Consider the following 3,224-nt stretch of genomic DNA (forward strand, 5'->3'; position numbering starts at 1 on the left):
TGCTACTGACATGGCCAAGCTGTTGATTTCCACTGAGAAGTGACCCGGGTAGGGCGTAAATTTCCGCTGAGAATTGACCCATGTTGAACTCGTCCCTGGCTTTGACAAGCGAGGGTATATGGAGTGTTGGACATGGCGTTATTGAGCGTTATCCGGCGCTGGCATTTTCGCGATCATCTACCGATCCGGGAGATAGCGCGGCGCACCGGACTATCACGCAACACGATCCGCAAATATTTGCGGTCCGAGACGATCGATCCGCGGTTCAAGGTGCCTGATCGACCAAGCAAACTGGACCCATTTGCTGAGCATCTGGCGGCCTGGCTGCGGCGCGATATGGGCCGATCGCGCAAGCAGAAGCGCACGATCAAGCAGTTTCACGCCGATTTGGTGAGCCTGGGTTATGAAGGATCCTACAACCGGGTTGCCGCTTTTGCTCGGGACTGGCGCGAAGATTATCGGCGCCAGCAACAGATTGGCGGGCGTGGGACATTCGTGCCCCTGTCGTTCGCGCCGGGGGAAGCTTTCCAGTTTGATTGGAGTGAGGACTGGGCAATCATCGCCGGGGTTCGGACCAAGCTGCAGGTCGCGCATTTCAAGCTCAGTTACAGCCGGGCATTCATCGTGCGCGCCTACCTGCTGCAAACCCATGAGATGCTGTTCGACGCCCATAATCACGCCTTCCGCGTGCTGGGCGGCGTGCCGCGCCGGGGTATCTATGACAATATGCGCACGGCCGTCGACAAGGTCGGGCGTGGCAAGGAACGCACCGTCAACGCACGCTTCCTGACGATGGTCAGCCACTATCTGTTCGAAGCTGAGTTCTGTAACCCGGCTGCGGGATGGGAAAAGGGGCAGGTCGAGAAGAATGTCCAGGATGCGCGGCACCGTCTGTGGCAACCCACGCCGCAGGTCGAAAGCCTTGATGCGCTGAACCTGTGGCTGGAGGAGCGCTGCAAGGCGTTATGGGAGGACATCCCTCACGGGATCGAACCCGGATCGGTTGCCAATGCCTGGGCCGATGAATCTGAGTGTCTGATGGTTGCGGGCAGGCCCTTCGATGGTTTTGTGGAATATCGCAAACGGGTATCGCCGACGTGCCTCATCCACTTTGAGCGCAATCGCTACAGCGTACCGGCCTCTTTCGCCAATCGCACTGTCAGCCTGCGCGTCTATCCTGATCGCTTCCAGGTCGTCGCCGAGGGGCAGCCAATCTGCGCACATCAGCGCATCATCAACCGCTCTCACGACGGTCCAGGTCATACGGTTTATGACTGGCGCCATTATCTGGCGGTCGTGCAGCGCAAGCCCGGCGCCCTGCGCAACGGTGCGCCCTTCCTTGAGCTACCCGATGCGTTCCAGCGTCTGCAGCGACATCTGTTGCGCAATCCCGGCGGCGACAGGGAAATGGTCGAAATACTGGCGCTGGTTCTTCATCATGATGAGCAACTGGTGCTGACGGCGGTCACCATGGCGCTGGAGGCTGGCGTTCCGACCAAGACCCATATCCTCAATCTGCTCTATAGGCTGGTCGACGGAAAACCGATCTCCACGCCGCCGGTGACGGCGCCCCAGGCGCTCAAACTGGTCAGCGAGCCGGTGGCCAATGTCGAACGCTATGATGATCTGCGCAAGGAGAAGCGTCATGCGTCATGACCCTGCCAGCGGCGCCATCGTCGTCATGCTCCGCAGCCTCAAGATGCATGGCATGGCGCAGGCCGTCACCGATCTCATGGAACAGGGATCTCCAGCCTTCGAAGCCGCCATCCCGATCCTCTCCCAGTTGCTCAAAGCCGAGACAGCAGAACGGGAGGTTCGGTCTGTGGCCTATCAGCTCAAGATCGCGCGCTTCCCTGTCTATCGCGATCTGGCCGGCTTCGACTTTACCAGTAGCGAGGTCAATGAAGCTCTGGTGCGTCAGTTGCATCGCTGCGACTTCATCGACATCGCCGACAATATCGTGCTGGTCGGCGGTCCTGGCACCGGCAAGAGCCATGTGGCAACGGCGCTGGGCATCCAGGCCATCGAACATCATCGAAAGCGCGTCCGCTTCTTCTCGACGGTCGAACTGGTCAATGCGCTCGAGCAGGAAAAAGCACAGGGCAAGGCCGGTCAGATCGCCAATCGCCTCCTGCACTCCGATCTCGTTATCCTGGATGAGCTTGGATATCTGCCGTTCAGTGCTTCAGGTGGCGCGCTGCTCTTCCACCTGCTGAGCAAACTCTACGAGCGCACCAGCGTCATCATCACCACAAACCTGAGCTTCAGCGAATGGGCCACCGTGTTCGGCGACGCCAAAATGACCACGGCGCTCCTCGATCGGCTTACCCATCACTGCCACATCCTGGAGACCGGCAACGATAGCTTCCGCTTCAAAAACAGCTCTGCCAAGCAGGCCAGAACCCAAAGGAGAAAACCACGGGTTGACCCACCCGTGACACCCGAAACATAATCCGCAGACGGGTCACTTCTCGATGGAAAACCCGGGTCACTTCTCAGTGGAAATCAACAGCCAACGGTATTTTTCGCGATCGTGTGGGATTGGATCGCGCCGATTGCTTTTGGCGGGAATGACAGCCTCAACGTCAGCATTGGCCAATTCCTCGCGGATGGCATCTGCATCGTAGCCCTTGTCCGCCAACAATGCCTCGATCTTATGAGCAATCAAACGGAACAGCGGGCCAAAGCCTTGGATATCGTGGCTCTGGCCCGGCGTCAGGACAAAGCCGAGCGGTCGGCCTTTGGCATCGCAGCGGGCGTGGAGCTTTGTGCTGAATCCGCCTCGCGATCGGCCAAGCGCCTCGGTTTCCTGAGTCCCTTTTTTATGCCGACGGCACAATGATGTGCTCGGACCACGGTGCTGTCGATCATGTCCGCAGTGGCATCACGAGCCACCATTTCGCCCAGTGTCTCGAGCATCGCCTCGAACACCCCGGTCGTAACCCAGCGCCGGTAGCGGCGGAAAACGCTGTTCCACTTGCCATATTCATCCGGCAAGTGGCGCCATTGCGAACCTGTGCGGGCGATCCACATCATGCCTTCGAAATACAGCCGGTTGTCCTGTGCTGGACGACAGCCACGACCACGCTCAGATGGCAGTAATGTGCCGATGATCCCCCACTCGTCCTCCGTCAGCCCAATACGCTCGCCCAACGCCACCTCCAAAAGGCAGCCTTGAATCAACGCCCGATCCTGCTGTCAACCTTTGTCCACGAAACCTAGCA

Annotated in this window: 3 protein-coding genes and 1 pseudogene; 2 read left to right on the forward strand and 2 right to left on the reverse strand. The window is 59.0% G+C overall.

Annotated elements, in window-relative coordinates:
- The first annotated feature begins 132 nt into the window (after positions 1–132).
- The gene (gene istA, locus B2V90_RS22390) at positions 133–1,656 is read left to right on the forward strand and encodes an IS21 family transposase (RefSeq protein WP_086491680.1); all 1,524 of its coding nucleotides are present in this window, start codon (positions 133–135) and stop codon (positions 1,654–1,656) included.
- Positions 1,646–2,452 (forward strand): IS21-like element helper ATPase IstB, encoded by an 807-nt coding sequence (istB, locus tag B2V90_RS22395; protein WP_037523679.1) that lies wholly within the window; start codon positions 1,646–1,648, stop codon positions 2,450–2,452. Before istA ends, istB begins: the two co-directional genes overlap by 11 nt.
- Before the next feature lie 36 nt (positions 2,453–2,488).
- On the opposite strand, the gene B2V90_RS22400 is transcribed toward istB, so the two are convergent.
- Entirely contained in the window at positions 2,489–2,839 is a 351-nt protein-coding gene (locus tag B2V90_RS22400; RefSeq protein ID WP_161735056.1) for a transposase, read from the reverse strand.
- Positions 2,797–3,159, reverse strand: a pseudogene (locus B2V90_RS22405) (IS5 family transposase); the annotation flags it as partial. The gene B2V90_RS22400 and the pseudogene B2V90_RS22405, both read right to left, overlap by 43 nt.
- Between the last annotated feature and the right edge of the window lie 65 nt (positions 3,160–3,224).

The organism is Sphingobium sp. UBA5915 (genome assembly GCF_002431195.1).
Classification (GTDB): Bacteria; Pseudomonadota; Alphaproteobacteria; order Sphingomonadales; family Sphingomonadaceae; genus Sphingobium; species Sphingobium soli.

Excerpts from the sequence above, each read along its gene's own strand:
- istA (WP_086491680.1), top strand. The coding sequence starts at position 133 with ATGGCGTTATTGAGCGTTATCCGGCGCTGGCATTTTCGCGATCATCTA.
- istB (WP_037523679.1), top strand. The coding sequence starts at position 1,646 with ATGCGTCATGACCCTGCCAGCGGCGCCATCGTCGTCATGCTCCGCAGC.